Annotated in this window: 22 protein-coding genes; 1 reads left to right on the plus strand and 21 read right to left on the minus strand. The window is 52.4% G+C overall.

All coding sequences use genetic code 11. From position 1 onward, the window contains the following. Nucleotides 1-148: 148 nt before the first annotated feature. The gene (locus J3U88_RS16075) at nt 149-910 is read left to right on the plus strand and encodes a TlyA family RNA methyltransferase (RefSeq protein ID WP_207859943.1); all 762 of its coding nucleotides are present in this window, start codon (nt 149-151) and stop codon (nt 908-910) included. Here the strand turns inward: J3U88_RS16075 and J3U88_RS16080 are convergent. The 21 genes from J3U88_RS16080 to J3U88_RS16180 all read right to left on the minus strand — a co-directional run bounded on the left by J3U88_RS16080 (nt 907) and on the right by J3U88_RS16180 (nt 26,554). Then, nucleotides 907-1,323, minus strand: a complete 417-nt coding sequence (locus J3U88_RS16080) for a type IV pilin protein (protein WP_207859944.1) — start codon at nt 1,321-1,323, stop codon at nt 907-909. The two genes, J3U88_RS16075 and J3U88_RS16080, sit on opposite strands and share 4 nt — an antisense overlap. 145 nt (nt 1,324-1,468) lie before the next feature. Then, on the minus strand, nt 1,469-2,857 hold the full coding sequence (locus J3U88_RS16085) for a sigma-54-dependent transcriptional regulator (protein ID WP_207859945.1): 1,389 nt from the start codon (nt 2,855-2,857) through the stop codon (nt 1,469-1,471). Nucleotides 2,858-2,883: 26 nt separating this feature from the next. Further along, nucleotides 2,884-4,530: a two-component system sensor histidine kinase NtrB gene (locus J3U88_RS16090; protein ID WP_207859946.1), complete on the minus strand. Its 1,647-nt coding sequence runs from the start codon at nt 4,528-4,530 to the stop codon at nt 2,884-2,886. A gap of 125 nt (nt 4,531-4,655) precedes the next feature. Next, nucleotides 4,656-5,855 (minus strand): type II secretion system F family protein, encoded by a 1,200-nt coding sequence (locus J3U88_RS16095; protein ID WP_207859947.1) that lies wholly within the window; start codon nt 5,853-5,855, stop codon nt 4,656-4,658. Nucleotides 5,856-5,870: 15 nt separating this feature from the next. Beyond that, nucleotides 5,871-7,013 carry a type IV pilus twitching motility protein PilT gene (locus tag J3U88_RS16100; protein WP_207859948.1) on the minus strand — a complete coding sequence of 381 codons (1,143 nt, stop codon included), beginning with the start codon at nt 7,011-7,013 and terminating at the stop codon, nt 5,871-5,873. 11 nt (nt 7,014-7,024) lie between these two features. After that, nucleotides 7,025-8,755, minus strand: a complete 1,731-nt coding sequence (gene pilB, locus J3U88_RS16105; RefSeq protein ID WP_207859949.1) for a type IV-A pilus assembly ATPase PilB — start codon at nt 8,753-8,755, stop codon at nt 7,025-7,027. Between the two features lie 267 nt (nt 8,756-9,022). Further along, nucleotides 9,023-9,559: a shikimate kinase gene (locus J3U88_RS16110; protein ID WP_207859950.1), complete on the minus strand. Its 537-nt coding sequence runs from the start codon at nt 9,557-9,559 to the stop codon at nt 9,023-9,025. Next, nucleotides 9,534-10,889: an acetyl-CoA carboxylase biotin carboxylase subunit gene (gene accC / locus J3U88_RS16115; protein WP_207859951.1), complete on the minus strand. Its 1,356-nt coding sequence runs from the start codon at nt 10,887-10,889 to the stop codon at nt 9,534-9,536. Before accC ends, J3U88_RS16110 begins: the two co-directional genes overlap by 26 nt. A gap of 34 nt (nt 10,890-10,923) precedes the next feature. Continuing rightward, nucleotides 10,924-11,370, minus strand: a complete 447-nt coding sequence (accB, locus tag J3U88_RS16120; protein WP_207859952.1) for an acetyl-CoA carboxylase biotin carboxyl carrier protein — start codon at nt 11,368-11,370, stop codon at nt 10,924-10,926. Between the two features lie 162 nt (nt 11,371-11,532). Continuing rightward, nucleotides 11,533-11,883 (minus strand): roadblock/LC7 domain-containing protein, encoded by a 351-nt coding sequence (locus J3U88_RS16125; RefSeq protein WP_207859953.1) that lies wholly within the window; start codon nt 11,881-11,883, stop codon nt 11,533-11,535. Next, the gene (locus J3U88_RS16130; protein ID WP_279382553.1) at nt 11,873-13,579 is read right to left on the minus strand and encodes a tetratricopeptide repeat protein; all 1,707 of its coding nucleotides are present in this window, start codon (nt 13,577-13,579) and stop codon (nt 11,873-11,875) included. The genes J3U88_RS16125 and J3U88_RS16130 overlap by 11 nt, the downstream gene beginning before the upstream one ends. Beyond that, the gene (locus J3U88_RS16135; protein ID WP_207859955.1) at nt 13,576-16,269 is read right to left on the minus strand and encodes a hypothetical protein; all 2,694 of its coding nucleotides are present in this window, start codon (nt 16,267-16,269) and stop codon (nt 13,576-13,578) included. The genes J3U88_RS16130 and J3U88_RS16135 overlap by 4 nt, the downstream gene beginning before the upstream one ends. Before the next feature lie 73 nt (nt 16,270-16,342). Continuing rightward, nucleotides 16,343-19,303 (minus strand): type IV pilus secretin PilQ, encoded by a 2,961-nt coding sequence (locus tag J3U88_RS16140; protein WP_207859956.1) that lies wholly within the window; start codon nt 19,301-19,303, stop codon nt 16,343-16,345. A gap of 2 nt (nt 19,304-19,305) precedes the next feature. Beyond that, nucleotides 19,306-19,779, minus strand: a complete 474-nt coding sequence (locus tag J3U88_RS16145; protein ID WP_207859957.1) for a hypothetical protein — start codon at nt 19,777-19,779, stop codon at nt 19,306-19,308. Nucleotides 19,780-19,785: 6 nt separating this feature from the next. Further along, nucleotides 19,786-20,412 (minus strand): type 4a pilus biogenesis protein PilO, encoded by a 627-nt coding sequence (locus tag J3U88_RS16150; protein ID WP_207859958.1) that lies wholly within the window; start codon nt 20,410-20,412, stop codon nt 19,786-19,788. Continuing rightward, complete coding sequence (locus J3U88_RS16155) at nt 20,409-21,101, minus strand: PilN domain-containing protein (RefSeq protein WP_207859959.1); 693 nt, start codon at nt 21,099-21,101, stop codon at nt 20,409-20,411. The genes J3U88_RS16150 and J3U88_RS16155 overlap by 4 nt, the downstream gene beginning before the upstream one ends. Before the next feature lie 2 nt (nt 21,102-21,103). Beyond that, nucleotides 21,104-22,171, minus strand: a complete 1,068-nt coding sequence (gene pilM / locus J3U88_RS16160; protein ID WP_207859960.1) for a type IV pilus assembly protein PilM — start codon at nt 22,169-22,171, stop codon at nt 21,104-21,106. Nucleotides 22,172-22,751: 580 nt separating this feature from the next. Further along, nucleotides 22,752-23,519, minus strand: coding sequence for a Stp1/IreP family PP2C-type Ser/Thr phosphatase (locus tag J3U88_RS16165; RefSeq protein WP_207859961.1), 768 nt, complete (start codon nt 23,517-23,519; stop codon nt 22,752-22,754). A gap of 11 nt (nt 23,520-23,530) precedes the next feature. Next, nucleotides 23,531-24,202 carry a J domain-containing protein gene (locus J3U88_RS16170; RefSeq protein ID WP_207859962.1) on the minus strand — a complete coding sequence of 224 codons (672 nt, stop codon included), beginning with the start codon at nt 24,200-24,202 and terminating at the stop codon, nt 23,531-23,533. 143 nt (nt 24,203-24,345) lie between these two features. Continuing rightward, the gene (locus J3U88_RS16175; RefSeq protein WP_207859963.1) at nt 24,346-25,473 is read right to left on the minus strand and encodes a hypothetical protein; all 1,128 of its coding nucleotides are present in this window, start codon (nt 25,471-25,473) and stop codon (nt 24,346-24,348) included. Between the two features lie 43 nt (nt 25,474-25,516). After that, the gene (locus J3U88_RS16180) at nt 25,517-26,554 is read right to left on the minus strand and encodes a helix-turn-helix domain-containing protein (protein ID WP_207859964.1); all 1,038 of its coding nucleotides are present in this window, start codon (nt 26,552-26,554) and stop codon (nt 25,517-25,519) included. Nucleotides 26,555-26,639 lie beyond the last annotated feature (85 nt).

Genomic DNA, 26,639 nt, shown 5'->3' on the forward strand with positions numbered 1-26,639 from the left:
CTAAAATGAAAGCGGGCTCGAGATCCCCGTCAACGCAGATCTTTGCCGACTTGTTCGTTTTGGGAACCGCACCCTTTCGGGAACAATTGCCGCGCGGCAAACCATCCCCATCCCAAGCAATTCGCGCCAAGGCTTCTCCAGGGAAACGATGAAATCAAAGAAAAAAACCAAGAAAAAACAACAGCGTGTCGACCAGCTGCTGGTGACGCGCGCCCTGGCCGAGGACACCCAACAGGCGACACGCCTGTTGATGAGTGGACAGGTTCTGGTCAACGATACACCCGTTACCAAAGCCGGCCAAAAGGTCCCGGCTGATGCAAGCATCCGCCTGCGCGGTAAAAGCCACGATTATGTCGGTCGTGGCGGGTTAAAGCTAGCGGCGGCCCTCGACCATTGGTCGGTCGCGCTCGACCAGGTTGTGGCCCTCGACTTGGGTTCCTCCACCGGTGGTTTCACCGACTGCATGTTACGTCGCGGCGCACGCCGGGTCTACGCGGTCGATGTCGGAAGCAACCAGCTTGATTACCGATTGCGACGTGATGAACGGGTGGTCGTCTTGGAACAAACCCACGCCAAAAATCTGACCAAAACCCTGGTCCCCGAACCGATTGCCTTCCTATGCGCCGACGTCAGTTTCACCAGCCTGAAATACGTTTTGCCGTTTGTTTTCCCACTTACCGCGGCCGGGGTGCGCGCTATGTTGCTGTTCAAGCCCCAGTTTGAACTGCCAAGAGAAAAGATAGGTGAAGGCGGCATCGTCACGGATACCGCGGCCGTTGAAACGGCGTGCACGGAGATGGCGGCGTGGCTCGAAGGCGTGGGGCACGTGGTGTTGGGGCAAATAAAAAGCCCCGTAAAGGGGCGTGAAGGAAATCAAGAATTTTGGTTTTACACGGAACAAAGAATTTAAGACGTCTTGCCTTTTTCTTTGAATTTCAGTCCGTCTGAATAAGAGAAATCGGGATATTCAGTTTCTTTACCGGGAACCCCAAGGGCTTCAAACTGGTACTTGTCCTCGGCGGACTCAATAATGCGATACTCGCGACCCCAGGGATCCTGTTTGGGAACCTTGGTGGTGTACTCCAGCAACGGGGTTTCGGTCGCGGAAAGCTGGCCCCAATCGGAAAAGACGGGATACTTGCCTTTTTCGAGGTAATGCTTCTCCATCGCCTTCGCAACTTCGGTCAGTTGGATACGCGAGACCTCATAGTTCGATTTGTTCTGCGTATTTTTCCACATCGGATGGGCAATGGACGCGATCAACCCAATGATCGCCAAACCGATCAGAATTTCCAAAAGGGAAAACGCTTTGTTTCTTTTCATCAATATCTCCACACGCTTTAGGTCGGTGAACATGTATTCTGGTTGCCATTTTAGCAAATACCCATCGGGCATTAACCAAAAATTCCGGTTTTCATTACCTACTCAGACGGTTCAAAGGTCGATTTAGTCGAAATTCGTTCACAACTCATTGAAAATAACCCGATTCCTTGCCTTTGCTCAAGTAGTAACGGAAGGAGCGAAACGACATGCCGAGCAATTCACAGGACTTATTCTGTACGCCGTTCTCCCGCGTCATCGCCAGTTCCATGTAGCGAAACCGCAGGTCGTCGAGAAAAGATTCCAAGTCCATACCGCCTTCCGGCAAGCTCAGTTCGGTCTCCGGTTGGGCTTGGGAGACGTCTTGAATGTAGTCGGGCAGGTCGTCCTCTTCAATGGTATCGCCCGGTGTAAGCGCGACAATCCGCTCCATCGTGTTCTCTAGTTCGCGCACGTTCCCGGGCCAATCGTAATGCTCGAGGCAACGGCGCACCTCGCCCGTTGTGAGTTTGGCGTTTTCACCATATTGCTTGGCAAAACGGTCCAAAAAAAAGGTGACCAGCGGGATCACATCCTCGCGGCGCTCTCGCAACGGGGGCACTTTAATCGGAACCACGTTGATACGGTAATAAAGATCCTCGCGGAAGTTGCCTTGTTTCACTTCCTCGGCCAGGTTCCGGTTGGTCGCCGCAACCAAACGGAAATCAACAGAAATCTCTTCCGTGCCGCCCACGCGACGAATTTTTTTCTCCTGAAGCACCCGCAGCAACTTAATCTGCATCTTCAGCGGCATTTCACCAATCTCATCGAGAAACAAGGTACCGCCCTGGGCACTCTCAAACAAACCGGCCCGGCGCTCGTTGGCCCCGGTAAAAGAACCTTTTTCATAGCCGAACAATTCGCTTTCAAACAGCGACTCCGGTAAAGCCCCACAATTGACCGAAACATAATCGCATTCACGCCGCTTTGAGAAATCGTGAATGGTTTTCATGATCAGCTCTTTGCCGACCCCGCTTTCACCGTTAATGAGGATGGTGGTATCCATTTTGGCCACGCGCTTTAGGGTTTCGATTAGCTTACGCATCTTGTTGGACTTGTAAACCAGTTCGATCTTTTGGGAATCCGCAAGCGCCATTTTTAATTTGCGGTTTTCATGAATCAACTTTTTGGTACGGATGTTGTTCCGCACCACGATGCGTACCTCGTCGACATTAAAGGGTTTGGTGAGGTAATCAACGGCGCCTAACTTCATCGCCTCAACCGCGGTTTCGGGACTGGCATAAGCAGTCATCATGATGACGGGCACATCCGGGTCTTTCTCTTTACTGGCGGAAAGGATTTCCAAACCCAAGCCGTCTCCCAACTTAATGTCGGAAAGCACCAGGTCATAGGTCTCGCGTTGGATCGCGGCCTTACCTTCGGCCACGCTGTCGGCGGTGAGAATATGAAAGCCTTCACGTTTGAGCGTCACCTCAAAGAAACGCCGCATGCTCGGCTCGTCGTCGACTACTAAAATGACACCTTTATTCTCTGCCATGCCTTTTCCTTTTACGTGGTTTTGCCTTAATCCAAATAACGGGGGAAGAGCAAGGAAACGGTGGTTCCCCGCCCTGGCTCACTATCGACTTTGATCCGCCCCTTGTGGGCCTGCATAATCTCGTAGACCACCGACATGCCCAAACCGGTACCGTTGGAAAAACTGCGGAACGGTGTGAACAACTCGTTGACCTGATCCTCCGTCATGCCAATTCCGTTGTCACGCACCGCACAGCGAACTTCATGGCCGATCAAATCACATTCTAGGATGATCCGGCCATTTTCTCCAGCGGCCTTAGCACTGTTGCGCACAAGATTCCAAAGGACTTGATTGAGTTTACCTTCATCCGCCAAAACCGAAAAATCGCCTTGACCGACGGATAACTCTAAAGCCAGGTGCGCGTATTGCCCATCGTTCTCCAACAATAAAAAAAAGTCGCGCAAAACATGACATAAGTCCAATTTTTTCAGAAGCGCCGGGGTGCCCGGGCGCGCGTAGTTCAAAAACGCCGAAATGGTATCGTTCAAGCGGCGCGTTTCCTTGTCCACAATCTCGGCCAGTTCGTGCGCGGTCTCTTCTTGCGGCAGGAACTCGCGCAACACTTGAATGCTACCGGAAATCGCCGCAAGGGGATTGCGAATTTCGTGGGCGACACCGGCCGCCATTTTCCCAACCGCCGACATGCGGTCCATCAAACGCTTGTCTTCCTCGAGCATTTTGATTTTGGTTAAGTCTTGAAAAACGAATAAATAACCTCGGTTACCCGATTCAAATTCCAGGGAGCTTAAGGTCACCCCCAGCGTTCGCTGAATGCCGCCCACCTGAATCAAGCACTCCGTTCTCAAGGGTGGCCGGTTCAAATCGATTTCCTCCACCACCGATTCGGCCAAGCCGAATGAAGCCCACACGTTCACGGATGAATCGGTTTGTGAAGGATCCAAACCGAGCAGACGCATCCCTACCCCATTCACAAAGGTGATATGGCCGTCGAGATCGCAAATCAGTAAACCGCCCGGCAAACTCTCGACAATTTTTCGGCGCATGTGGCGCAATGATCGAATGTTGCGATCCTTCTCCAACAAAACCCCGCGCGCATTGCGATAGGAGGTTTGCAGGAAACCGCTGAGCAGCGCGGTAAAAAAACAAAGAACAACCTGACCGGTAATGTAGGGGTTGATGCTGCGCGCCAAAAAAAGCGGATCAAGTTCCATCAGGTGGGAAACCTTGGGATAAAACATCAATACCAAGGTCACGTAGTACATCGAGAGTGAACAGACCATGATCGCATAAATAGAAAATTTATCGAGAAACACCGCGGATACCAGAATCACCGCCAAATAGGCAAACCGGAAACTCGAATCAACGACCCCCTCGTAGTACACCAATAAGCTGACGATGATCAAATCAATGAGAAACTGGACCAATACGAATCCATTAAGCGAAAAACGGCTCTCCTCCTCCTTGAGATCCAATAGGAAACGACGCCGATCCAACAGCCGCGCCAAATAAATGACGTACGCCAAACTCAGCGCGCTAATCAAAGACACCATGATCACAATCGGCCGAAAGGACAACAGCGGAAATTGAAAAACCAGAGCCAGAATTTGGTACAGGAGAATCATGGAACCCAAAACGGCCCGGTACAAAATCAGCGATAAAACGCGAACGACCAATCAAACACTCCCGATGCTCAGTGAATCAACTTAAACGGAAACGCCTTGGCAGATACAACAAAAAAAACAAAACCCCAAAGAGACGAACTCTTTGGGGTTTTGTCGTGTTCAATTGCGAGAAACGCTTAAGCGTTGTTGGCCATTTGGAAGATGGGCAGGTACAGCGAAATAACGATGTAACCAATGATGGAACCCAAGACAACAATCAGGAGTGGTTCCAACATACTCATCAACGCGGCAACGGCAACATCAACCTCATCCTCGTAGAAGTCGGCGATTTTGTTCAACATCACGTCCAGCGCACCGGTTGATTCACCAACGCTGATCATCGAAACAACCATCTGCGGGAAGAGGGACGTTTTGCCCAACGGCTCGGCAATGGTTTTACCTTCTTCGATCTCTTTTTTAACGCCCATCAAGCTGTCCTCAATGATGGCGTTCCCGGAAGTACGGGCGGTGATTTCAATACCGTCGAGAATCGGAACACCGGCATTAATCAAGGTGCCAAGGGTACGACAAAAACGCGCGATGGCGATTTTTTGCAGCAACATCCCTAAAACCGGGACCTTGAGCAGGATGCGATCAATCAAGCGCCGACCGTGGAAGGTATTGTAGTAACGGTTAATCGCGTAGGAAAGCAAGACGACAAAAACCAGCATCAGCAACGCATAGTTTTCTACAAATTTACTGGCCGAGATGGTGACCTGGGTCATGGCCGGTAGCTCGTTTCCCGACGTTGCGAACATCGACGCAAACGTCGGAATAACAAAGTAAAGAATGATGAATACAACAACGCCCGCAACCAACATAACGATGGCGGGATAAACCAAGGCCGACTTAACCTGAGACTTAAGCTTAACCGCCTTCTCAATATACTCGGAGAGGCGCTCCAGAATCTGATCCAAGATACCACCGGCTTCACCGGCCGCAATCATGTTGACGTACAAGGTGTCAAAAGCCTTGGGGTGTTTTCGCATCGCATCGGAAAGGGTTGAACCACTCTCAACATCGCCGCGGACGGCTTGAATGATATTGGAGAAGTTCTTGTTTTTCTGCTGGCCACCCAAGAGTTCCAAACATTGGATCAACGGCAAACCGGCATCGATCATAACCGAGAATTGACGGGTAAAAATGGACACATCCTTGGCCGAAACACCGCCGCCGATGGAAGGCAACTTAAAACTTTTGCCTTCTTCGCGGATACTGCTGACCTTAATGCTGCGCGCCTTAAGCAACTGCTCCGCTTCTTCTCGGGATTTGGCAACCAAGACACCGCGTTGGTTTTCACCCGATTTAGTCTTACCCTTCCATTCAAATCTTGCCATTTCTGCCTCCGAGATCTAGCGGTACTTGAGTTTGGGGTTGCGCTTGGCCCCTCTTTGTTGCTGGAAATCAGCGGCGGTTTCCACCAAACCAGTCCCCCGCTCGATCATCTCTTTGAGTTCCTCACTGTTTGAACTCGTGCGCAACGCCATGTCCATCGAAATCTGTTTTTTAAAGTAAGCCGTCGCCAGCGCCTGGTTAAAGGTCTGCATCCCATGTTTGGCTTGACCGGCCTGCATCGCCGAGTAAATTTGGTGAATCTTGTCCTGACGAATCAGGTTGCGAATCGCCGAATCGGGAATCATGATTTCCATGATCAGCACCCGACCCTTACCACTCGCTTTCGGCAGGAGCGTCTGACACAAAATCCCTTCCAACGCCAAACTCAACTGAGCTCGAACCTGAGCCTGCTGGTGTGCGGGGAAAGAGTCAACCAAACGGTTAATCGTTTCAGCAGCGGAATTGGTGTGCAAGGTCGCAAAAGTCAAGTGACCGGTTTCAGCAATGGTAATCGCCGTTTCCATGGTTTCCAGGTCGCGCATCTCACCAATCAGAATCACATCGGGATCCTGACGCAAAGCTGAGCGAAGTGCCGCGGAGAACGCGTGGGTGTCGGCGTGAATTTCACGCTGGTTCACCAAGCAGTTCTTGTGCACGTGGAGGTATTCTATCGGATCTTCAATTGTTAAAATGTGAGCATGACGATCATCGTTGATTTTGTTGACCATTGAAGCCAGGGTCGTGGACTTGCCCGAACCCGTGGGGCCCGTCACCAAAACCAAGCCGCGAGGTTTTTCACATAACTTGGAGACAACCGGCGGCAAGCCTAACTGAGACATTTCCGGGACCTGGTTGGGAATCGTCCGAAACGCGCCCGCCGTCGCTCCTTTTTGGGTATACACGTTGGCACGAAAGCGCGCCAAGCCTTTCACACCAAAAGAAAAGTCAATCTCAAGATCTTCTTCCAAGCGGTGCTTTTGCGCGTCGGTTAATACCGAGTAGCAGAGTTGCTTGGTTTCAGAGGCTGAAAAAGGAGGACTCTTTAAAGGAATCAAACGACCGTCGACGCGAATCTGAGGCGGCGAGTTGGTCGTAATGTGCAAATCCGAACCATTTTGTTCGACCATCGTTTTCAAAAGCTGCGAAAGCGTAACTGACATTTGTTAAACCTCTAAAGCACCGTCTCACGGACAACTTCTTCAATGTTGCTGACCCCGGCGAGGATTTTGTGGACACCGCTACGGCGTAGGGTAATCATACCGTCCTCAATCGCTTGTTCCCTAAGTTCAATAGAGTTTGCACCGGTCAGAATCTGCTCTTTTAAGTTATCGGTAACTTCCATCACTTCGTAAAGCCCAACACGGCCCTTGTACTTGTTGCCGTGGCAGGTACCGCAACCCACGCCTTCCATCACCGTGGCGCCGGCCGCTTCTTCCGCCGTCATGCCAATGTCGAGCAGCGCTTGTTGCGGCAACTCAATCGGTTTTTTACAGTCCTTGCAAACCCGGCGAATCAAGCGTTGGGCGACGATACAATGCACCGAAGTCGCCACGAGAAAAGGTTCAATCCCCATGTTCATCAAACGGCTGATCGTGCTCGGCGCATCGTTGGTGTGCAGGGTCGACAGCACCAAGTGACCGGTCAAGCTGGCCTTGATGGAAATTTCCGCCGTTTCAAAGTCACGGATCTCGCCCACCAGGATCGTGTTTGGATCCTGCCTCAGGAAAGAACGCAATGCCGAGGCAAAGTTAAGACCGATGTTCTCGCGCACCTGAACCTGGTTAATACCCGCCATGTTGAATTCAACCGGATCCTCCGCCGTCATAATGTTGGTATCCGGGCGGTTTAACCGCTGAATCGAACTGTAAAGGGTGTTGGTTTTGCCGGATCCGGTGGGTCCGGTTACCAGCACCATGCCCCACGGCTTTTCAATCGAGGTTAAAAAGATATCCAGCGAATATTCTTCAAAACCAAGTTTGGTCAAATCCAGCATCAAATTGTCTTGGTCCAGAAGCCGCAAAACAACTTTTTCGCCAAACAAGGTGGGCAACACCGAGACGCGGTAATCCAGTTCTTTTTTGCGCCCGTCCAGGTTCATCTTCAGCTTGATGCGTCCGTCTTGGGGCAAACGTTTTTCGGAAATATCCAATTTGGAGAGAATCTTTAGGCGGCTAATGATGGCGTCGCGCATTTTAAGCGGCGGGGTCATCACCTCGTGCAACATGCCGTCGATCCGGTAGCGAACACGAAATTCTTTTTCGTAAGGCTCCACGTGAATGTCACTGGCCCCCTTGCGAACCGCATCCGTGAGCATAATGTTGACCAATTTAACAACCGGCGCCTCGGAAGAGGAATCCTGCAGGGAGTTGACGTCGATTTCGTCTTCTTCCTCGATGACCTCCAAATCGGGATCTTCGAGTTCCTCCTCTTCCTGCTCCTGCATGTCATCCATGATCTGCTTCAGCTCCAACGCCGTGTTGGAACCGTAGTAACGGGAGACGGCATCCTTGATCGCCATTTCACTGGCAACCACCGGTTCGACGTTGTAACCCGTCATAAACTTAATGTCATCCATCGCAAAAACATTGGTTGGATCAACCATCGCGAGGGTCAGGGTCGCGCCCTGACGGCTTACGGGCAAAACTTCGTACTTTAACGCCACATCGGACGGGACCAACTTAACCACTGAACCGTCGATGTTGAGTTTGGCCAGATTAATAGCGGGCACACCGTACTGCTTGCTCAGAAACTGGGTAATCTCATCCTCACCAACGTATTTGAGCTTGATGAGGGTGTGACCCAGCCGCCCACCGTCTTTGTTCTGGACACTCATAGCCGTTTCGAGCTGCTCTTGGGTGATGAGACCGGCTTTCACCAGGAGCTCGCCTAGCTTTTTACTCACTTGTGCCCCCAGGGGAACTGCGATTGGATACTTTAGCCTAATGTTTGCATGCTTAATTGTCAATCATTGTACGCCGCATTCATTTTTCGAACAATCTGAATTTAAACACAGTTACCCGTCCCGGCCGGCAGAGCCTCCCCGGTTCGTCGAATTGGACAAAGGCACGCAATCACCCTGCCGTCGAGATTCACCGCCGCCTGTTCCGCGGGGCCCTAACGGCAACGCCAACCCTTTCTAAAACAGGCAGTTAAAACCACTGCAGTTGAATTAGTCGGCAGAACCACGCACGCAACATTTTAGGACTGCCGCCAGGCGCGCCCCCGTCACCGCGGGTGTCTCCGCTTCGCCGGGCACCCACACGACATCGGCCAACCGGTACACCGGCAGCCGGCTCTGATAGAGGGTCTCCAGTTGTGTCCTTGAACGCGACAGTGGGCGATTGGGATCCCCGGCGATGCGCGCATAAAGCACCGAAAAAGGCGGATCCAGAAAAACCGAAAGTCCACCGCGTGAAGCAATTAACGCCCGGATCGGTTCTTGGATAAATGCGCCGCCCCCGAGTGCAACCACCGCGGGCGTGGTAAGCGCCTGAAGGGTGCGCACCTCAAGCGCCCGAAACCAAGGCTCGCCATGCGCCGAAAAAAGGGATGCAATCGAGCACTGTTCGGCCGCTTCAATGCGCGCGTCCAAGTCAACAAAAGGGAGCGCCAAATGCGTCGCCAAGCAAATACCGACAGACGTTTTGCCCGCCCCCATAAAACCGGTTAAGTAAACCGCCTTATTCAGGCTTGGATTGCCTTGCAAAGAATTGCTCCATAAAACGCGTCGACATGTCGCCTTTCAGGAAAAAGGGATCATCCATAATGCGCGTGTGCAAACTGATGTTCGTATCGATCCCTTCGATAACCGTCAAACCCAATGCCCGCTTCATACGCGAAACGGCCTCCGCGCGGTCCGCGCCGTGGGTCATCAACTTGCCGATCATAGAGTCGTAGTTAGGCGGCACCCGATAACCCGCATATGCGGCCGAGTCCACGCGAACCCCGGGCCCACCCGGTAGGTGAAAATGCTCAATTAAACCCGGTGAAGGCCGGAAGGTTTCCGGGTGCTCCGCGTTCAAACGGCATTCGACCGCGTGACCGGTCATCACCACATCGCTCTGTTGGATGCTCAACTTCTCGCCGGCGGCAATGCGAATTTGCCATTTCACCAAATCAAGACCCGTCACCAGCTCGGTAATGCCATGCTCAACCTGGATGCGGGTATTCATTTCCATGAAGTAAAAGGTGCCGTCCTCGTTGTAGAGGAACTCAACGGTCCCAGCCCCGCGATAGTTCACGGCCCTGGCCGCTTCAACGGCGGCGAGACCCATCTTTTGACGCATCTCTTCCGTGATAACCGGTGAAGGGGCCTCTTCAATAATTTTCTGGTGGCGACGTTGAATCGAACACTCCCGTTCTCCCAAGTGAATCACGTGTCCGAAATGATCCGCCAATACCTGAATCTCGATATGGCGCGGGTTCGTCAAGTACTTTTCGATGTACACATCGCTGTCACCGAAGGCAATTTCCGCCTCAGAACGTGCCAAATTAACCGCATCGACCAATTCGTCCGCTTTGTTAACGACACGCATACCGCGACCACCGCCGCCGGAACTGGCTTTCACAATGACCGGGTAACCGATCTCATCGGCCAACTTCTTAGCCGCGGTCACATCGCTTATCGGTCCATCCGAACCTGGCAGAATCGGGACGCCGGCGGCATTCATGGTATCTCGGGCCATGGCCTTGTTACCCATGGTGCGGATGGCGTGGGTTTCCGGCCCGATAAACTGCAACTTACAGGACTGGGCGACTTCAATGAAATGGGCATTCTCGCTCAAAAAGCCGTAGCCGGGATGAATCGCCTCGGCACCCGTGATCTCAGCCGCGCTGATAATCGAAGGAATGTTGAGGTAGCTCTGGTTCGACGGGGCCGGTCCGATACAGACATCCTCGTCCGCAAAGCGACGATGCAAAGAAAGCCGATCAGCCTCCGAATAAACAGCAACCGTCTTAATACCCAGCTCTTTACAAGCCCAAATAACGCGTAGCGCAATTTCGCCACGATTGGCAATCAGAATCTTTTTAAACATAAAAAGCCGCACCCCAACGCCGTCTCTAGGACGGTTAGCCTACTTTAACGCCCATCAACTTTTGGCCGAATTCGACGCCCTCACCATTTTCGACGTAGATCTTGACCACTTCGCCCGCTTCATCCGAAATAATTTCGTTCATCAATTTCATTGCTTCAACAATGCAAAGCGTTTGCCCGACGCGAACGCGGTCGCCGATCGCCACGAACGGGTCGGCACCCGGATTCGGCGCGGCGTAGTAGGTACCAACAATCGGCGAGGTCACGATGAACAAACCCTCGTCTTCATCCTGGGCCGGGGCCGCCGGTGCAGGGGCCGACTGAACCGCGGCGGTAACGACCGGCGCTTCCGCGGCAACCGTGGTAACCACGGTTTTTTCTTTGCCAAGTTGCAGGGAAAAACCCTCTTGTTCCAGGGACAATTGATCCACGTTGGAATCGGAAAACAACTTGATCAGTTCTTTTAAATCTTTAACTTCCATGGTTCCCCATCCAAAAAAATCGCTTCAAAGGCGTTGCATGATTGGTTCTTCGGCATCTTAGCCCAGACCCTGGCAGGGATCAAACCCAAAGCGTCCGTCCAGCCCGAGCAAGAAACGCCACCAAGCGGGTGTTCGCAAACGGTGGCTCATTGGATCGGAAGATCAGGCGATGGCCGAATACCACTCGTAGGACTTGAGGGTGAAGCGGTACTGAACCAAACCCAAATACTGAGCATCGCTCAGAACCCCAAGCAAAAGATACTCGGGCGTCACCATTTGGATGGCGATCATGGTGTCTTCGTACTGTGCGGTCAGCGCCTTTAACGCGCCGGCTTCCATCTCTTCACCAAAACGCTGAACATCTTTGATCAGGCTGGCTGCTTCCGCGGCAACAATTTCATCCTTATCACTCTCGTGATGGCGTGCAATGACAATACCGTCGATACCCGAAAGCAAAACGTTTTCAAGTCCGGGGGTTGTTGACCAAATCTCTTTGATTAGACTATGAAACATCGTAAACCCCTTTGATCTTATCCAGCCAGTTTGAAAGTTTGCGAATCTTCTTTCGTTTCTTGGATTCCGCGGCCAACACGCCCAACAAACGTTGCAAATGGCCGGTCACCACCCCGTCACCAGGACGGTGCCGCAACAACAGCCGATAGATTTGCTCGGCCTGCTCAAAGTGCTCCATTTTCTCGTGTTTTAAGCCTTTGGTCATTTTAGATTCAAATTCCTCGGAAGACAAGGGATCGCCCATCAAGGGCTCGTCGGCGGGCGCCGGTCGCGCGGCCACCACCAGATCTTCTTCCAAAACGCCGCTGTCGGTTTCACTCAATGCCCGCTCAAAGTGAAGATCAATGGCGTCCATGGCTTCATCATCGGTGGTTTCACCACCCTCGGCCATAAGGGTCGCGGTGACTTCTGCATCCACGGAGGCATCGGGATCCAAATCAAAGCCAAAGGCATCTTCTTCAGCTTCCATTTCTTGAGCGGCCCGTTCAGCTTCCTCGGCCACCGCATCAAGTGCTTCTAAGCCCGACTCAATGGCGTTATCGCTTCCCAAGGCCGCGGCTTCATCGGCCGTCATCGAGGGGGCGACGACCAACGCATCCGCCAAAGTGCGGTCGCCCGCTTCAGCGTCGAAGGGCGCAGCGGCCGGTAAAGGATCGTCCACATCGGTTGGCGCCGCTTCGCCATCGGCGAGACCGGCAGTGTCAAAGCGGGCGGCTTCCACGTTGGTTTCCGGTTCAGATACCAGGGCGGGCTCTGATTCCGAGGTCACCTCAACAAAAGCGGATGACGCGGGTTTGGGATCGTCCTTAGGCAGGAACACGGCCGCCGGCTGAAGATCGTCATCCAAACCATCGAAAGAACCCGATTCATCAGTCTCAACGGGGATTCCCGCAACATCATCGGAAATCGTTGCCGCGAGATCGTCTTCTTCTTCAAGTTCAAACGCATCTTCATCGAGGAAATCGTCCTCGTCGAGATCTTCTAAGTCATCGTCATCAAGCGTTTCGAGATCGTCCTCGTCGATGTCTTCAAGATCATCGATGTCCCCTATCTCATCCAACGCGTCCGAAGCTTCTGTCGCTTCGAATTCTTCGGAACCGTCAAATTCACCGGGATCGGTTGCGTAATCCTTGGGATCATAGGCAGGCGCGGATGGCGGCGAAGGCAAAGCGTCGACCGGTACCGCCTGTGTGTCCGAAATGTCGCCAAGCAACATTTCTCGGTTGCCTTTGGTCATCTCAACGGTACGGGTGGGATCAATGTCCTGGGCCATACGTTCGGCTTCTTCCTGAAGCGCGCCTTCATCACACTGTTGCAACCATTCGAGTATTTTTTCATCAGCAGGCTCTTGGATCTGGAGCCGTTCAAAATAGTTTCGAGCTTGATCGAATTGCTTGTGTTCAAGCGCAATAACCCCCAGGCCTCGCAGGGCATGGGGGTTATCTGGAGCGAATTCTAGAACCTTCGAAAAGGCGGTATCCGCCTGATCGGGATGTCCCAAGCTTTCATAGCACCGGCCCAGGCAAACCCAAGCCGGAACATAACGCGGGTGATGACGAAGACCGTCCTCGCAAACGTGGACGGCCTTGTCATAAAGAGCCCCCTTACGGAACTCTTCAGCCAGCCGAAGGAAGACCCGAGAGGTCGGGTCGTTCCGAAGCTGCTGCTCTAGCGAAGAGACAATGTACCGGTTCATGGGGCGGGAACAACAATCGTCAGAGCACGGTTGAAGGTCGCCGTCGAGGTATCAACATCCGACACGCTAATCGTGATTTGGTATACCTGATTACCGGAAGCGGGAAGGTTGTAATCGCCGCCGGTATTTTGGAACGAGTTAACGTTGAAAGGCATGTACCAGCGAGATACCCCGTTGGGGATCGGCGCATTACTCGATGCCGTATTGGCGCCCGCGTTTGCAAAGTACCCCGCGAAGCTCATATCACCGTTGTTGTCGATGGTACCCGCCGTTTGGAAGTTGCGCGCGTAGTCGGCATCGGTAATACGGCCGGGATCGCTGGTGTTGTGAGCGAAATCAAAGATCGCCGAGGCACCGTCAACTTCACCGGAAAGATCGCTGTTGCGGAAGAAAGAAATGTTGCCGCTACCGGTACCGGGGAAGAACAGGATGTAGTCGCGGACGACTTGGGTCTCCTGAACACCACCAAACAGGTTGGCGTACAAACCATCAAAACCAAGCGAGATCGGACCGGAGCCGCCGGAGCCGCCGCCGCCACCGCCACCGACGGTGGTCGTCCCTTTATCAACACGCAGCACCGCGATATCAAATTGGGGATTTTCCACGCCGCGCTCTTCAACGCGGACCTCGAAGATAACGGGATCGTCGGGGGTATCGGCATCATCACGGTACTGAACCGAAACTTCGCCTTCACCGGTGTTACTCAGACCGAAGTTAGGCGTCAAATCACCACCGAAATCACCACCGATGATCCGAATCGACCATTCCAAAGACTGGGTATCGGGATCGGCGAATGCAAAGGTGATCACACCGATCACACCGGGAATGGTGTCTTCCGGGGAGTCGCCGGCTTCGATGAAGGTCGGGCCCTCGGTAATTGCGGGAAGTTCATTGTTGGTGTCCACCGACTCTTCCGGTGTTTGAAAGGTCACCAGAAGAACGTCGCGGGTGGAACCGGGTGAAAGACCAAAGAGGTTGTCATCCCAGGCGGAAATTTCGAAAACAATGTAACCATTGTTGAAATCAAGACCGTCACTTACCGCCACGCTCGCGTCACCCAACCCATCGTCGATACGGCCTTCGGTGGGGAAATGGGACGCGCGGTCACCGGCAATGCGGCGAACCCGCCACGTAGAATCAAGGCGTTCGGGATCAGTCACCACAAAACTAAAGGAAGCAGTGCCGCCGTTGGGAAGCGAGGTGCCGGGCTCTTGGTCAAGACCCGAAATTTCAATTTGCTCATTGTCGTTAAGGGTATAAGAAACCGTCACGGTTTGGTTCACAAAAGTTCCGTCAAGACCGGTCACAACCAAAGTGTAGACCTGTGATCCTTCCAGGTTAACCGGCGGCGTCAGGAAGCTGTCACGGTCGGTAACCTCAACGCGAGAACCATTGATGGGGAACAACTCAGCTTTAGAAAATTCACCTTGAATGTTCCAGAACAAAACAATTTGACTGCCGACAGGGGCGGAATCACGCGAGGCGGAGAAGAAAGCAACCGTAGGCGGGCCGCCTGCATTTGGCGAATTTACCTGAATGGTGCGCGACAAAAACTGTTCAGCGAAGGAGCCGTCGTTTTTCTCGGCACGCAATAAAGGTGTCACTGATTGGGTCGGCGCAATTTCAATGGCGTCAAATGACAAGTTCTTGCCGCCAAAGTCAACAGGAACCCCGCCAAAAGAAGCAGGAAGCATGGACAAGCGGTCGGGACCACCACTGATGGACCAGTTAAGGTTTACCGATTCGCCAACGTTGATCGTGTCGCGATCAGGGAAAAACTGATCAATGGAAACACTGTTACCACCCGCAACCGGGGCAGTCACATCCATGGTACTGCCGTCGGCTACCCGGCTTGCGCTACCAAAAGCGTTAAACACAAAAAGCTGACCGGCCGGGTAGGTCGCGGTAGCACCCGGGGCAATTTCGTTGATGAGCGAGCTGGTATCGACTTCAGCGCCCCCAAACGGAAATTGGTTGGATGGAATGCTGACTTCAGGGCCCCAAGGCAAAATCAGGGAAGCGCCGAAAATGGGGAAGGTGCGGCGCGCGGTGTTCCAGAAAGCACGGTAGGGGTTGCCAACAATGACGTTTTTACTTTCCGTGAAGGAAAGGATTTCGGGTGCCAGTTCGGCGGTATCGCCGAAAACAGCACAGGTCAGACGGAACCCGGCGGTGCGCTCGAAATTTTGACCGGCACGGTTGTCACCGAAAATGGTGAAGGTCGCGTTGAACTCAACCGGATTGGGGTTCTGATTAAAGGCCAATGCAAAATCGGAGAATAACTTGGCACTGGTGGGAACCACAATAATGTCTTCATCGGCCTGGGAATCGGCACCGGATGTCTGGGTAATGTTATCAGGTTCAATTGTTTGGTTAATTACGCCCTCAACAGGGGGTAAGGTGGGGGAACCACCGTCAACGCGCTCAAAAGTGACCGTGTAGCGGCGCAGGGTAATCACACCCACGGTTGGATCCACCGGGGCATTGGTTGACGTTGCGGCTCGAATCGTCACTAAGGCGGTGGTGTTGGCCACATTTTTAACCATTTCGGCGGCTACAAAATCAGAAGCGCCACCTTCGTTACCATCGACATCAACCGTCAACAAAACAGCGGAAGAAGGGGGATCGTCATTCGCCCCACCGCCACAGCTCAGTGACAATACAGCAACCACACAAACTGCGATCGTCAATATCCAGTTTTTTCTCCACATCGGTTTAACATCCTTTATCGAGCAACGGTTCAACATGACCGATCTTGATTGATTAGTATTTGACAATTTTTGGCGTGATGAAGATCAAAAGCTCATCATTTTCAAATTGCTCTGATTCATAACCGAACAAACGCTTCAAAAAGGGAACGTTTCGCAACTTAGGAACACCCGAGCCGGAGCTTTGTTCGTTAAGCGTGAAAATCCCACCAATCACGGCCGTACCGCCATTGCGAACCAACAGTTTCGTTTCGGCCTCGCGAACGGTAATAACAGGGTTACCATTAACCGTTCTGGAGAAGTCGGCTTGTGATTTGTCAACTTTCACATCGAGAATAATGGTTTCGTCAGCCGTGATGTGCGGTGTCACGTGCAATTCCAAAACCGCATCAATAAAGGTGGTGGTTACCGTGCCCCGTTGTACGGTTTGGATGGGAATTTTTTGGCCGTTTTTAATGGTGGCGGTTTGGTTGTTTTGCGTGGTTACCTTAGGCGCGGAAATGATCTGGCCTTCACCATCGCTTTCCAGCATCTGGAGAGAGATATCCAACTTGAAGTTGTCGAGAAAGTTACCCAAGGACAGGCCGATACCGGCGGGGTTTTCAGCAACAACCGGCAGGTTGACGGCATAACCACCTGCCAAACCACTCTGACCAACCGTGCCTTGACGCGGTCCGCCCACGCCGACGCGGTTGGGGAAGTCTAAACCGGTATCCGTACCCAATTCAGGTGAGTAGTTACCATTAAGACCCCACTGAACGCCGAGTTCACGCAGGAAGCGGCGGGAAGATTCAACAACACGCGCTTCGATGGTGACCTGGGAAATCATTTTGTCGAGTTTTTTGATGAGCGTGCGAATGGCAGTCATCTTCTTGGGAATATCGACAATAATCAAGGTGTTGGTGCGTTCGTCCATCAGGATAATGCCGCGCTGAGAGAGGTATTCCTCGACGATGGGAACAACTTCTTTGGCATTGGCATAACTCAGTGGGAAGGTCACCGTTACCGGATCAACAGCCAGTTCACGTTGCAGACGAAGTTCGGCACGCGCTTCTTCTTCGCGACGGAACTTGTCCGTGGTGGCAACCCGCAAAACACCGTTTTGAAATTGTTTGTCCAAGTTCGCGTTGGTCAGGATGATGTCCAGCGCTTGGTCCCAAGGAATATTGCGGAAACGGTAGGTCGCGCGAACATCCCGAACCGAGGAATCAACGTAAAGGTTGATACCAACTTGGTCTGCGATGAAACGAAGCAAGTCAACGACATCGGCGTCTTTAACGTCGATGATGGAAATTTCTTCACCGCGGTATTCAACCTCGCCACCGTCAATGGTTTCGTAGGGATCGTCGTTTTCTTCAAACAAGGACGCAAAGTCTTTGGAATCGCCTTCACCGTCTTGCAACATGGGGCGCATTTCCAAAAGTTTGGAGGACTCAATTGCGGTATTGGTAACGACAATGGTTCCGAGCTCATAATGGGTGCTGCGTTGACCCTTCATCATTTTATAGAGGCTTTCCTTACCGGAGGCATTTTCGCCGGCCAGGGCGTCCGTGACTTCTTCGTCAAGATCGGAAACCATCGTAAATGAAGGCATGACATCATCCGCTTTCTCAGCGGATGCAACGATTTTATTTTTCTCAAACGCGTCCATAGCGGTCATTGCTTCTTCAAAAACGGGCAATGAGGAACCCACGGAACCCGCTTCCGCTGTTTCAGCCGCGGGCTGAGAAACGCCTGCTGCAGGTGCTTCTACCTCGGCAACCACGGGCAGATTCTGAACCGGAACGTCAACTTCCCGCGCGGCAGACACGGATGGTTCCGTAACCATTTGCACAGCATCAGTCGTATCGGCTTCAGCGGAAATCGCACGCGCCGCGGACTCGATTGCCGCCGGTTCTGGTTCAACCGCAAGGGCCTCATGCGCTTCAGTTTGAACATCCGCGGCTTCGGTAACAGCGGCGGCGCTCGCTTGGCTTAAGGGCTCAACTTGCTCGTTTGTTGAAACCGCGACGGTTTCATCGTTGGTGTCGTGTTGCGGGGTTTCAGTGGCCGTCTCCGCTACAGAAGCTTCGCTAACCTCGGAAACGGTGTCCGCCACATCGGCAACCACCACCTCAGCGGCGGGTTCTTCAACAATCGTCGCCTCGGCCACCGCTTCTTTCAAGTCGGCTGCGTTGCTTTCCAGGAAAGCAACGGCCTGGGCCAAACGGGTTTCGTCTACACCGTAAACCAGTGCCAATCCACCTTCGGTCTCACGAATCGTCACCGGGACTTTCCCGGAGAGATCCAGCACACAACGCGTGATGGGCTGTGGCTCCCGTTGGAATTGGCGAACACGAACTTGCTGAAGCAGCGCGCCTTCAACACGAATGTTGGGCTCGTTCATGCGGACCAGGGTTTCCTTCAGGTCAATGACAAAGCGGTTGGGTTCTTTTAAATAGAAGGTACGGTATTCCTTGAGACCCGCGACGGAAAGGCGCAACACGCCATAATCGTCGTAGTCGGCGGCGTCGACATGTGCCAAACGCTTCAAGCCGTCACCACCATCAAGCTGCGTGACCACCGGCTGCGCGGATTGGGGCAAGCTTTCAACTTCCTCATGGGCCGTAACAACCGCTGCTTCCGTTTCGGGAAGTTCGGATTTAAAGAATAAGGTAACTTCACCTTGTGCACCGTCGTAAACAGAGCAGTTGACTGAACCGTTCAGGAAAAAGCGAACACGGATCCCGCTTTCGGCGTCCACATCGAGCGGCTCCTGAACAATTTTTTCAACCTGGGGAAAGGCGAGTGCGCTGAAATCGACTTCGCTGGTGGCGCCGGGAAAATCAACCGAGAAAACGCCCTCGGTCGTGTCCAGCGCGAAAAAACTTAATTGCGGTGCGCCCTCGTAAAAAACGACCAACGATGTTTTCCCATCATTAGACATAGGCACCGCTTTTTCGATGACAACATCGCCGGCAATAATGACTGCGCCACTGAACAACAAACAAAAAGCAGCGATCCATTTCTTAAACATGACTACTCCTCACCACGGTGCAATTCTTTAACCACTTCACGAATGTGATCACTGTCTTCCGAGGTATAGTGCTTGAAGAAGACGGCCTTATCAGTAATGTTAACCAAGTCGGCGTCGCGCAAAAGCGTGCCAACTTGAAACCAATCGTATTCACCACCGATTGAGAAAATGGCCCAGTATCCGGTCCGGGCATCTAGGTAAATACCTTTCAAATCCATTTCCGAAATCGAGTGGGGCAGACGGTTTTCGGCATTCGGAATGCCGGTGGCGACGGTAACCGTCGCCTCGCGTTCTTTTTCGATTTCAAAAGGTGATTTAAAGGGATCACGCGGCAACTCGTCCTCAGGGACGACGGGTGAATAGGTTATCCCACCGGTGATCGGGGTATCATCTTCTTCCTCAGCCGGTTCCTGTGCCCAGACAAATAAACCGGTCAGGAGGAAAGCGGAAAAAGCGGCGATTCTCAGCCAATTCATAGCCATCTACCTCCTCCCTCTGCGTTTCTTGTTCTTTCCACCGGAAGCCTCAGCTTTCTTGGCTTCAATTTGCGCTTTCAGTTCTTCAGGTGTCGGTTCCCGATAAGAGTAAACCGAAACAACAAAAGTCGCGGCGACCGCGCCTCGCGCGGCCTCTTCCGATTTGCTCAAACTCAAACCCTTGATGTTCACAATGCGAGGGTAGTTGGTAAGCTGGGCAAAAAAGCGACCAAAATCGTGAAAACTGCCCTCTGCCTCATAGGCAAAAGGGTGCTCTACAATGACGTCGTCGATAACCGGCTTATTGCTAACCGCGCCAACAATTTCAATGCCGTTTTCGTTGGCATAGCGCTTCACATCCGCCTGGAATTTCGGCTTGTTAATATCAACAGGAAGTACCTTTTTAAGACGGTCCAATTGAGCGCGAAGATGGGTCATCTGTTCTTGTAGTTCATTCGCGGTATTTTGAATATTTTTTGCAACCGAAATATCGGTATTGAGTTGTTCAATATCCGCCTTGGCACGTTCAATTCCTAACTTCACGTCTTTGAGGAAAAAGAAGTTAGTGAACAACAAACCGACAATGATCACGACAAAGCCGGCCAACAACTGGTGCAGTTTGGTGAGCTTCACGGGGTGCCTCCTTCCTGCTTGGCCTTACCGGCATTCGCGGGTTGGATTTTGAAATAAAGCAAGAATTGGAAACCACTACCTTCGTCGATTTTGTCGCTCGCCATGGAGTATTGGTTGAGATCAAGCTCTGAGTAGCGATCTTCCATCCCCTGAACACTTCGCGCAAAGGTCGTAATCGCATCGGTATTTTTGGCAAAACCACTGATGCGAACTTCCCTGATATCGGTGATACCACGCTGGCTTCCGCCCTTGGCCCGCTGTCGTCCGGATTTGGTAACATTCAGCAGGTTTTTGTCCAAGCCTTGGGTCACATCAGTTAACCACACGGACTCGGGTAAAACGTTATGGATATCTTCCATAAGTTTGACCGGGCCTTGGCGTCGGTCTTTGAGTTGACTGATTTTCTGAATCTTCTCGTTAAGCAATTCTTTTTGAATCTCAAATTGCTCCCGTTTGTCGATCCAAACCTTCAGTTTGTCATACTCGGCTTGCAAGGCACGCTTTTCAGCCAAAAGCTCTTGCTGCTCTTGCTTGTAAACGTAGTAATTGGCGTAGCAAGCACCTAAGGCAACGAGCACCATGATGATCAGAATAAGGTTCTCTTCCAAATCACTGGCTTGGCGTGTCGCTTTTTTCTGAGCCTTAGGCGCGCCGGCTTTCCGCTCGGCTATAAGGTTGATGCGTATCATGGTCATTTGTCGTTGACCCTCCTCATCGCCAGACCGACCGCAATCGCGGCACTCGCTCGCAAATCGTGTATTAACTGTGGGTTAAACTGTTTCTCGTTGTAACTGATGTTCTGAAAAGGATTCAGCATTTCAACCGGTGCTTCAAATCGCTCCGACAAAAATTGGTCGAGGTTGAGAACCTTGGAGCTACCGCCGGTCAACATAATGCGGTTAATTTTTTCCGCGGAGGTGGTGGCCTTAAAGAAATCAAAGGTTTTTTGAACTTCCACACCAAGGTCGTTGGTAACACTCTGAAGAATGGGGATGACACTTTCAAAGTTGATGTCATCGGCCGACTCACCGCGTTTTAAAACTTCAGCGGTTTCAAAGTCGACGCCTAAATCCTTTTGGATGGCATCCGTGTAGACATTGCCGCCAAAAGAAATATCACGCCAGAAAATGGAGTTATTCCCTTGCATGATATTTATATTCATAACAGAGGCGCCAATGTTAATGACCGCGGTCACTTGAAAGTCGGAAATGTCGTAATTTGCGGTCAGTGCGTTTTGCAGCGCGAAAGAGTCGACATCCACGGTCACCGGCGCGCGACCGGCCTGCTGAACCACACTAACATATTCGGAGACCTTTTCTTTTTTGGCGGCCACCAGCAATACATCCATATTGCCGTCACCGCGGTCACCTTCGTCCAGAACCTGGAAGTCCAAGTTCACATCATCAATATCAAAGGGAATGTAGCTTTCTGCTTCCCAGCGAATTGATTCGTTAAGTTCTTCCTCGGACATGTAGGCCATGGTGATTTTTTTGATGATCACCGAGTGACCTGAGACGGCGATAGCAACTTCACTCGTTTTGATCTTGTTCTCGTTAAACAACTGAACAACACCGTCGACGACCACACTGCTATCCATGATCGAACCGTCGACGATCACTTCCGGGGCCAGGTGGGCAACACCCAGGTTCACCAGCTTCCACTTGTTTTCGTCTTTGGATAACGGTTTCAGCTCCACCAGCTTGATCGCGCTGGAACCAATGTCGAGACCGACAAGCCCCTTGGACTTCCTAAACAGCACAATCGCCCCCTTTGATCCATGCATAACCCAAGAAAAATCAAACTTATGGACACTAAGTGTGTGGAAACATTAGCATTTTCCAAGTTTGGGAGTCAAGCTACATTAACATCGGCTTATCCCGGAAAACGTTTAACGTTTTTCGGGAATTATTTGCCGCCGGGAAGCCCGCCTCGCCGTTTATTAGCGCTTCGTGACGCGCCGGTCAGTTTCGCGTGATCCCGAACGAAGCCCTTGGCAAACTTGTTGTTTACCAGCCTCGGCGGGCGCGCCGCGGGTCCACCGCGGCGGAAATCATCTTCGCGACACACGGCCATAACCCATTATTCATGTCATTAGGACAGATAACGGCTATTAGTATTATCAGCCCCTGCTTGGATCCCAACGGCGGCACCTGAGCACCGTCGCCTAAGAATCACATTCCCACTGAAAGGTCCCGTTCTACAACACACGCGCTCGCCACGTGCATCGGAGCGCGTCTGAAAACACTTTAACCGAAAAGAAGGCAGATGGAAGGGGGGTAATTGGGGCTAAGCTGCCAAGTTTGCGCTTGCTCACACAAAAGGACGTCAAACATGCGTCCTTATTCACATATTCGCACCAAGGCAACGGTAATATTGTCGTCGCCACCTTTCCGATTGGCGGCGTCAACCAGCTTGTGGGTGGTTTCATCAAGCGACGCTTCACGGTTTTCCAGCAAAATGCCGTGAATTTCATGATCGGTCAACATCGAGTTAAGCCCATCGGAACAGAGCAGCAACAGATCGTCGCCCTTAAGCAACAAATCCTTTAAATCGGCCTTCACCTCGGCACCACTGCCAAGGGCCTGGGTGATCACATTCCGGAAGGGGTGGTTGCGCGCATGCTCCAGGGTCAAAAACCCCTGCTTAAGCTGCTCATTTACCCAACTGTGATCCGAGGTCAGCGGCGAGAGCTTGCCACCGCGAAAAAGATAAGCCCGCGAATCGCCAACATGGGCCACGGTGCAATGGACCCCTCGCACAATCGCCGCAACAATGGTGGTCCCCATGCCGCGACACTCGACACGCTCCATGGTGGTTCGACGAATTTTTTCATTAGCGAGGTTAATGGCAAAACGCAGCTTGTTGGCAGTCAGAGAGACACCGGTATCGTAGGTATCCGGCCAAGTCCAATTCTCGTCGCCCTCGGACTCAAGCAAAACCGTTTCAATCTCTTCCACCGCCAACCGACTGGCTACTTCACCGGCGGCATGACCCCCCATGCCGTCAGCCACCACAAACAGACCAATCTCCCGATTGGCACAGAAATTATCCTCGTTGGCTTTTCGCTTCATGCCGACATCCGTGGCAACATATGATTGAAAATGCAAGATTCCGTCTCCTACTTTTTGCCGAACAATCCACCCAGCAAGCCGCCTTTTTTGGCGCTTTTGTCTTTCTGGACCTCTTCAGGCTCCATTTCCCGAGCCAACGCGCGCAACTCTCGATCACCCGGCGCCATTTGCAAACCTTTCTGGAGCGCGTTGCGCGCCCGCGTTTTGAGACCGAAGTGCATCAGGGAGCGAACCAAAGCAGCATAGTAAGAACCGTTCCGTGAATCCATGGAGATGGCGCGCTCTAAACTACGCACCCCTTCTTTCCCCATGCCCGACACCTTAATCTCAGCCAAACCCTTGTAAAACCAGCCCTCGGCGGTCTCCTGAAAATACACAGCCCGCTTGAGCGCTTCGACCGCCTGGTCATATAGGTTCTTTTCATAACGCATTTGCCCCATCTTGAGATAACGGGCGGCGCGTGCCTCGTTGGACTCATCCACCTGAGGGCGCCCGGCCGGGGCGCCTAAATCAAGGGTTTTGTCATACTTCTCGCGCTGGCGGGGGTCTTTGAGCGTGTTAAACGCAACTACAATCTGCTGGTATTTCTTTTCGGCTTGGTCGCGCTCGGATTCAGGAAAACTATCGGGGTGGTTCGACTTAGAAAGCCGCCGAAACGCTTTGTGAAGTTCCTCTCGCGAGCAATGACGCGAAACCTGCAGGGTTCGGTAATGATCCATTCGAGTGTCAATGCCTCTCAGCTTAAACGTCTTTTCACCATTTTAGGATGATGTGACTACTTGTCAATTACGATCATCAATAAATCTCGGTTTCCCCCGCTGTTTATCCATGCAAAGACCGCGATCCACCCCTAAAAAACGGCTTATTTCCCAGTCCGAATCGAACGCCGTGCCAAGGTACGCAATGCTTCCGGCACATTTTTGTCCCGCACCAAAAATCGCATATCGGCCTTATTGAGACGCGGCATCAACTTCATAGAAAACGCCAGCGGTGTTCGCGGGTTTTTAACCAAATTCAGCACAATTTTATAATTCTTGATCCACTCGCGATTCTGCGCAATCAGCCGCAACACATCCGTTTGAACATTTCTCAAGTTCGAGTAAAACTCCACTTCCGACTCGGTAACCCGCGGCGATTTGATCACGGCACAACAAACCAATTTATTCGAATCGCGAATCAAAGCACCGCGGTACTCACGGTCACCCTTGATCGCGGCCTGAATTTTTTGTGGAATCGACATCTCCTGAATCAACTCAAGGACGGGCCGCTTTTGTTTGGCGGCGTCGCCTGCAATATCTTTCAGCGACTCGGAACGGGGCGCCTCTTCCTTGTTTCCCTGATCCTTGCTTTCTTTCTCCTTGGCTTCGGCGGCATTTTTCTTAACTTTGCTTTTGACACTTTCCTTTTCTTTACCAAACACCTCAACAAACCGTTTGGCCTCGGCAATCGCCTCCTCTTCGATCTCTTTGGCGCTTTTGCCGGCCAATTCCTCGTCTGTTGACACCAACTCCTTCAGGAGCAGACGTTCGTATTCTTCAAGTTTCTGGGTGTGAATGACCGACAGCGAAGGGTTTCTGCGCAATGCATCAACAAGCGGCGGATGCTCCTGGATTTTGACCTGGTTGTTCACCACCAAATCCAACACGTTCTCTTCCAACTCCGGTGCAACCTCGGCCAAGGCAACCGCGGGCATGGCGGGATTCAGCAACAGCACCTCGGTAACAGAACGCGGAAAAAGGAAACGGCGCAGGTAGAAGTCAAGCAGCTCCCCCCGCTGATCCCGGTTTTGAAAAAACGGCTTAAGCACATCCTCACTGTAGCCGGCGACAGTACCACGCGCCTCTTCTAACATGGCCTCATCGGCCTCACAAATATGGAATAACGCGGCCAACTGATCTTCGATCTCCAGAGGAAAGACGCCGCGAACCACCGCAAGGGTCGCCTGCTCGGGCAATTCGCCCTTAATAATTTGGTCTAAAATGCCTTCCATGGAGACGCCTCACTTCCTGTGTAGGGAATTATTGTTACCGCTCTTACTCTTCCACATCGGAAGCGGACACCTCGGCCGACCGCAACCGATCCAACATCTCACCCGGCTTAAAATCGGTCAATAAAACCGGGCCCGACAGACCGGCGGGCGCTTGAAAAACACCCCCATCAACTTGCACAACCACATCGGCAATATCCCATATTTTAACGACGTGCAAACGCCCCATGCGATAAATCCGGCGCTCTCCGGCGGGAAGGCGTCGATTGGTAAGCATCTCACCGTCGATGTATACCTCAACCCGGACGGAGCGACGCGCCTCAATCACAAAAACATCATCCAAAACGACATCGCCCTCGGCCCCGCCCAACACCTGCTCTCCCGCGAGGGAAAGCAATGGCAAGCCGGAAGAAACACCGCCGCCGGCCGAAACCGCGCTTCTCGCCGCGGGAGAATCATTGCCGACAGGCATATCACCGGACACTTCCGGGGAAATTTCCGACGGAACCCCATTCAGGGTCGCCGTCGCCTTATCCGCGGTCAAAGGATCCGATTCGGCGCGCCCATGCTTGGCCTCAGCGCCGCGGTCAACCGCCCCCGCATGCCCCTCATCGGGCCGAGACACGGGCTCGGTAACCGAGGTTGAAGCAGCCCCTGGCGCTTCAACACGGGGCGGCAACGTTTTCACGGCGCCGGCGGGATCAGCGGACGCCCAAGGCCGGTACAAAACCAAAAGCACCAAAAGGACCACACCGACGATCAAGGAAATCACCATCAGGAGCCGCATGCGCTGCTGTTTAAAAGCGGAATCATCGCGCTTGGTTTGTTCTTGCTGTAAAACAAAGTGAGGTTTGATGTCGTACTGATCGTGAAATTCAGCGGTAATAATATCTTCATCCAGTTCAAGGAACTGGGCATAGGTTCGCAAAAAATTCCGCGTATAAACACCGCCCGGCAGCGCGGAAACATCGTCATTCTCAATGGCAATGAGAAACATTTTGGCAATTTTGGTCTCGCGCGCGACATCGTCGAGGTCGTAGTTCATCTTTTTGCGCGCTCGTTTTAGCTTTTCACCGATGGTCATGTGAAAATGCTCCCCAAATAGCTACAAAACCGAATGACACAAGGACTCGATCACCCATCATCCGCCGCCGACTCCACCCCGAACA

It is taken from the genome of Acanthopleuribacter pedis (assembly GCF_017377855.1).
In the GTDB taxonomy this organism is placed as follows: domain Bacteria; phylum Acidobacteriota; class Holophagae; order Acanthopleuribacterales; family Acanthopleuribacteraceae; genus Acanthopleuribacter; species Acanthopleuribacter pedis.

Coding starts and splice junctions, on each gene's coding strand:
- J3U88_RS16145 (WP_207859957.1), bottom strand. CDS start 19,779: ATGAATTGGCTGAGAATCGCCGCTTTTTCCGCTTTCCTCCTGACCGGT.
- accC (WP_207859951.1), bottom strand. CDS start 10,889: ATGTTTAAAAAGATTCTGATTGCCAATCGTGGCGAAATTGCGCTACGC.
- J3U88_RS16170 (WP_207859962.1), bottom strand. CDS start 24,202: ATGGATCATTACCGAACCCTGCAGGTTTCGCGTCATTGCTCGCGAGAG.
- J3U88_RS16140 (WP_207859956.1), bottom strand. CDS start 19,303: ATGTTTAAGAAATGGATCGCTGCTTTTTGTTTGTTGTTCAGTGGCGCA.
- accB (WP_207859952.1), bottom strand. CDS start 11,370: ATGGAAGTTAAAGATTTAAAAGAACTGATCAAGTTGTTTTCCGATTCC.
- J3U88_RS16175 (WP_207859963.1), bottom strand. CDS start 25,473: ATGGAAGGCATTTTAGACCAAATTATTAAGGGCGAATTGCCCGAGCAG.
- J3U88_RS16085 (WP_207859945.1), bottom strand. CDS start 2,857: ATGGCAGAGAATAAAGGTGTCATTTTAGTAGTCGACGACGAGCCGAGC.
- J3U88_RS16130 (WP_279382553.1), bottom strand. CDS start 13,579: ATGAACCGGTACATTGTCTCTTCGCTAGAGCAGCAGCTTCGGAACGAC.
- J3U88_RS16095 (WP_207859947.1), bottom strand. CDS start 5,855: ATGGCAAGATTTGAATGGAAGGGTAAGACTAAATCGGGTGAAAACCAA.
- J3U88_RS16080 (WP_207859944.1), bottom strand. CDS start 1,323: ATGAAAAGAAACAAAGCGTTTTCCCTTTTGGAAATTCTGATCGGTTTG.
- J3U88_RS16125 (WP_207859953.1), bottom strand. CDS start 11,883: ATGTTTCATAGTCTAATCAAAGAGATTTGGTCAACAACCCCCGGACTT.
- J3U88_RS16180 (WP_207859964.1), bottom strand. CDS start 26,554: ATGACCATCGGTGAAAAGCTAAAACGAGCGCGCAAAAAGATGAACTAC.
- J3U88_RS16155 (WP_207859959.1), bottom strand. CDS start 21,101: ATGATACGCATCAACCTTATAGCCGAGCGGAAAGCCGGCGCGCCTAAG.
- J3U88_RS16075 (WP_207859943.1), top strand. CDS start 149: ATGAAATCAAAGAAAAAAACCAAGAAAAAACAACAGCGTGTCGACCAG.
- J3U88_RS16100 (WP_207859948.1), bottom strand. CDS start 7,013: ATGTCAGTTACGCTTTCGCAGCTTTTGAAAACGATGGTCGAACAAAAT.